Origin of the sequence: Pseudomonas agronomica (assembly GCF_025917275.1) — a bacterium.
Taxonomy (GTDB): domain Bacteria; phylum Pseudomonadota; class Gammaproteobacteria; order Pseudomonadales; family Pseudomonadaceae; genus Aquipseudomonas; species Aquipseudomonas agronomica.
The window spans coordinates 1-4,473 of sequence record NZ_JAOSHO010000420.1 but is presented as its reverse complement, the minus strand read 5'-3'; the positions used below and the strand labels follow the sequence as shown (position 1 = coordinate 4,473).

The window sequence follows — 4,473 nt, the reverse complement described above, 5'->3', positions numbered from 1 at the left end:
TGTGGGAGCGAGCTTGCTCGCGATGGCATCACCGCGGTTTTAATGCTCTGCCCACCCAACCTGCATCACTGCTCTATGCTCAAGCAACCCTCAAAGGAATGAACCCATGCGCGTACTCGTCACCAATCCCCAGGACGATTTCCGGGTCAAGGCCTATGCCGGCACCAACGGAGTGCTGCTCGCCATGGACCTCGCCGAACCCCGGCGCAAGGGACTGTTGGGCTTTGCCATCGAGAAGCAGGCGGGCGACAAGCCCTGGCTGTTCCTGTTCAACAGCCTGACCTTTCCCGACAAGGCCCACACCTTTCCCCAATTCCACGCCACGCCCAGCGACAAGGCGCCGTTGCAGAAATTTCGCTGGGCCGATTACGCCGTCAACCCGGGCGTGACGATCCACTATCGCGTGCACCTGGCCTACGGCAGTCCCGATGCGCCGCAACTGGGCGAAGCCCTGGAAGTGAGCGTCACCAGCGACGACGGTCAACCGGCCAGCCAGCGGGTCATGTTCAACCGCGCGGTGGCCGCCAGCCAGGCGTTCCAGCGCAAGTTTCCGGAAGTGGATGCGCTGATCAGCGCCAATAAAAAGTTGTCCATCGAGGAGTGGCCCGACGCGCCACGTCGCTGGCTGGAAAACGGTTTGCTGGGGCGCTTGATCGGCTTCATCGACCGGGCCCTGGACGCCAACTGGGCGCTGGACGTGGCCATCTATGAATACGAACTGCCGGTGATCGTCGCTGCGGTGAACGCCGCCCATGCACGCGGCGCGCAGGTCAGGGTGCTGTACCACGCCGAGCCGGATGACGACACGACACTGCGCAACGAAGCCGGCCTGGAAAACCTTCCGGCCGCCAACAAACGTGGGCGGGTCACCCACAATATCTTTCACGACAAGTTCATCGTCCTGAGCCGGGTCGAAGCAAATGGCACGTTGACGCCCGAGGCGGTGCTGTGCGGCAGCACCAATTTCACCGCCAATGGTGTTTATCGCCAGGCCAACGTCATCCATGTGCTGGACGATTCACGGATCAGCGACAGCTACCGCCAGGTGTTCGAGCAGATCTGGCACGCGCCCGAGGACGTCGACGCCACCCGCGATTGGTTGACCCAACACAATCCTATGAACGTCGATGACAAACTGTTCGCCGGGTTTTCACCCCGCAACGGCCAAGGCGATCTCGATCGCTTCGTCGACATCATCAGGTCCGCGCGCAAGGACCTGCTGTTCGTCACGGCATTTGCTCTGCCGGACGCGATTCTCGATGCCTTGCTCGGCCAGCCGAATGACGATGTGCTGCGCTACGGCCTGCAGAATTCTGCCAGCCGCATCACCGGTTTTCATGCCGATCGCACCGCGGAATTCGCCGCCACCGCGTTACTCAATACCGGCCTGGAAGGTTGGCTGCGGGAAAACATGAAGGGCCAGAAGGGCAACTTGCTGGTGCACACCAAGGCCATCGTCACCGACTTCACCAGCGATGCGCCGACGATCATCAGCGGCAGCCATAACCTCAGCGCCGCCGCCAGCAGCGGCAACGATGAAAACTACCTGATCATCCAGGGCGACACCGACCTGGCGGACCGCTACGGGCTGGAACTGCTGCGCTTCTACGAGCACTACCGGTTCCGCTACTTTGCGAAAAAACTCGCCCTCAAGCAGGTCAAGCCCTTGGCGCCGAACGACAGCTGGACCGATGACTACTACCGCGACGGCGATCTGCGGATGTTGTCCCGGCTGAGGTTCAGCGCCCGTTAAGGGATTCAAGGCGCGACGTGGTAGGGGTTGCGCGGGTCGTGGTTCCAGTCCAGGAACGGCTTGCCGGTGTCCACTGTCACCATCTCGATGCAATCCTGCACCGGGCAGGTGATCTGGCAGAGGTTGCAGCCCACGCATTCCTCTTCGATCACCTCGTAGGCATGGGTGCCGTCCGCCAGCTTGAGGCTGGCGATGGCCTGGTGCGAGGTGTCTTCACAGGCGATGTGACAGCGCCCGCAACCGATGCACGCCTCTTGGTCGATCTTGGCGATGACCTGGTAGTTGATGTCGAGGTACTTCCAATCGGTGGTGTTGCCCACCGCGCGGCCGGAGAAGGCTTGCAGGTTGGCGTGACCGTGCTCGTCCATCCAGCGCGACAGGCCGTCCTTCATCTCCTCGACGATGCGAAAGCCGTGCAGCATCGCCGCCGTGCAGACCTGCACCGCGCCGCTGCCCAAGGCGATGAACTCCGCCGCGTCGCGCCAACTGCCGATGCCACCGATGCCACAGATCGGCAGGCCCTGGGTCTGTGGGTCGCGGGCGATTTCCGCGACCATGTTCAGTGCAATCGGCTTGACCGCCGAGCCGCAGTAGCCGCCGTGGGTGCTCTGGCTACCGACTATGGGCAGGGCGACCATGCGGTCCAGGTCGACGCTGGTGATGGAGTTGATGGTGTTGATCAACGACACCGCGTCGGCCCCGCCGCGATGGGCGGCCCGGGCGGCGACGCGGATGTCGGTGATGTTCGGCGTGAGCTTGACGATCACCGGCAGCGAGCAATAGGTCTTGCACCAGCGCGTCACCTGCTCGACATACTCCGGCACCTGGCCCACCGCTGCGCCCATACCCCGTTCCGGCATGCCGTGGGGGCAGCCGAAATTCAGCTCGATGCCATCGGCGCCGGTGGCTTCCACCAGGGGCAGGATATTTTTCCAGGACTCTTCGACGCACGGCACCATCAGCGACACGATCAGCGCCCGGTCCGGCCAATCCTTCTTTACCTGGGTAATTTCCCGCAGGTTGATCTCCAGCGACCGGTCGGTGATCAGCTCGATGTTATTGATGCCCAGCACTTCGCGGTTGGCCCCGTAATGGGCCGAATAGCGCGAGGACACGTTCACCGCCGCCGGATCCTCTCCCAGGGTTTTCCAGACCACGCCACCCCAGCCCGCCTCGAAGGCACGCACGACGTTGTAAGCCTTGTCGGTGGGTGGCGCGGAGGCCAGCCAGAACGGGTTGGGGGCTTTGATGCCGGCGAAAATTATCGACAGATCGGCCATTACGCAGCCTCCACATTGAGCGTGAGATGAGCATTGATCGCCTCGGCGGCGAGCTTGCCGTGCTGCACTGCCTGCACGGTGAGGTCCTGGTCCAGGCTGGTGCAATCGCCGCCGGCATAGACACCGGGAATGCTGGTGCGCAGGTGTTCGTCCACCAGGATGCGTCCATCCTGACGCTTGAGTTCCCGGGCCAGCGGGTCCACCAGCGCGTCGTCGTCAAAGGCTTGGCCGATGGCTTTGAAGATGGCATCGGCGGGCAGGTCGAAGGTCTCGCTGCCGATCACCAGCCGACCGTTCTCCAGATGAGTCCGGGAGAAACGCATGCCGCGCACCACGCCGCTGTCGTCCAGCAGCACCTGTTGCGGCTGGGCCCAGGTCAGCAGGCGGACCTGATTGGCCTTGGCGATGTCTTGTTCATGTAAGGTCGCGCCCATGTCCTCGAGGCCGCGCCGGTACACCAGGCTGACGTCGCGGGCACCGAGGCGGGCCATTTGCACGGCCATGTCGATGGCGGTGTTGCCGGCGCCGAGCACGATGCAACGGTTGGCCAGCGGCAACTGGCTGAGGTCGTCAGCCTGGCGCAACTCGCGAATGTACTCAGTGGCGGCCAGCAACCCAGGCGCCTGTTCGTCGCTCAGGCCCAGCTGCTTGCTGGCGGCCAGGCCGAGGCCGAGGAACACCGCATCGAATTGCTGGTGCAGGTCGCTCAGGCTGAGGTTCTCGCCGAGCTTCTGGCCGTGGCGGATTTCGATGCCGCCGATCTCCAGCAGGAAATCCAGTTCGCGTTGGGCGTAGTCGTCCACCAGTTTGTACTTGGCAATGCCGTATTCGTTGAGGCCGCCGGCCTTGTCCCGGGCTTCGAAAATCACCACGTCATGGCCGTGCATCGCGCTGCGGTGCGCGCAGGACAGCCCGGCGGGACCTGCCCCGACCACCGCGATGCGTTTGCCGCTGGCGGCGGCGCGTTTGAACGGGTGTTCGCTGAAGTGGGCATTGTCGACGGCGTAGCGTTGCAACAGGCCGATCAGCACGGGCGCGCATTCCTGGGCGTTGTTGCGCACGCAGGCTTGCTGGCACAGCACCTCGGTGGGGCAGACCCGGGCGCAACTGCCGCCGAGGATGTTCGCCGAGAGAATCCGCTGGGCCGCACCCTGGACGTTGTCCTGATGAATGTTGCGAATGAACGATGGAATATCGATCTCGCTAGGGCAAGCATTCACGCAAGGCGCGTCGTAGCAATACAGGCAGCGGGACGCCTCCAGGTGGGCCTGGCGCGCATTGAGGGGCGGCGCCAGGTCACTGAAGCGGGCGGCGAGGGTGGTCGGGTCTTCCTGGGAATGGGGGAGATGGCTCAAGGGCTGGATCATGGAATCGGGCCTCACGGTGTTTGAGGTGCTGCCTCTGGTGGGCAGTGTTTTTTTGGTTGCCTGGGCTGGCCTC

3 protein-coding genes are annotated in these 4,473 nt (G+C 63.5%); 1 reads left to right on the top strand and 2 read right to left on the bottom strand.

Going from position 1 to position 4,473, the window contains the following annotated elements; translation table 11 throughout:
• Nucleotides 1-106: 106 nt before the first annotated feature.
• Nucleotides 107-1,753, top strand: a complete 1,647-nt coding sequence (locus OC610_RS21875; protein ID WP_264430712.1) for a phospholipase D-like domain-containing protein — start codon at nt 107-109, stop codon at nt 1,751-1,753.
• Nucleotides 1,754-1,758: 5 nt separating this feature from the next.
• On the opposite strand, the gene preA is transcribed toward OC610_RS21875, so the two are convergent.
• Nucleotides 1,759-3,033 (bottom strand): NAD-dependent dihydropyrimidine dehydrogenase subunit PreA, encoded by a 1,275-nt coding sequence (gene preA / locus OC610_RS21870; protein WP_264430711.1) that lies wholly within the window; start codon nt 3,031-3,033, stop codon nt 1,759-1,761.
• Nucleotides 3,033-4,400, bottom strand: a complete 1,368-nt coding sequence (locus OC610_RS21865; protein ID WP_264430709.1) for an NAD(P)-dependent oxidoreductase — start codon at nt 4,398-4,400, stop codon at nt 3,033-3,035. The genes preA and OC610_RS21865 overlap by 1 nt, the downstream gene beginning before the upstream one ends.
• Nucleotides 4,401-4,473: the final 73 nt, after the last annotated feature.

Excerpts from the sequence above, each read along its gene's own strand:
- OC610_RS21865 (WP_264430709.1), bottom strand. The coding sequence starts at position 4,400 with ATGATCCAGCCCTTGAGCCATCTCCCCCATTCCCAGGAAGACCCGACC.
- OC610_RS21875 (WP_264430712.1), top strand. The coding sequence starts at position 107 with ATGCGCGTACTCGTCACCAATCCCCAGGACGATTTCCGGGTCAAGGCC.
- preA (WP_264430711.1), bottom strand. The coding sequence starts at position 3,033 with ATGGCCGATCTGTCGATAATTTTCGCCGGCATCAAAGCCCCCAACCCG.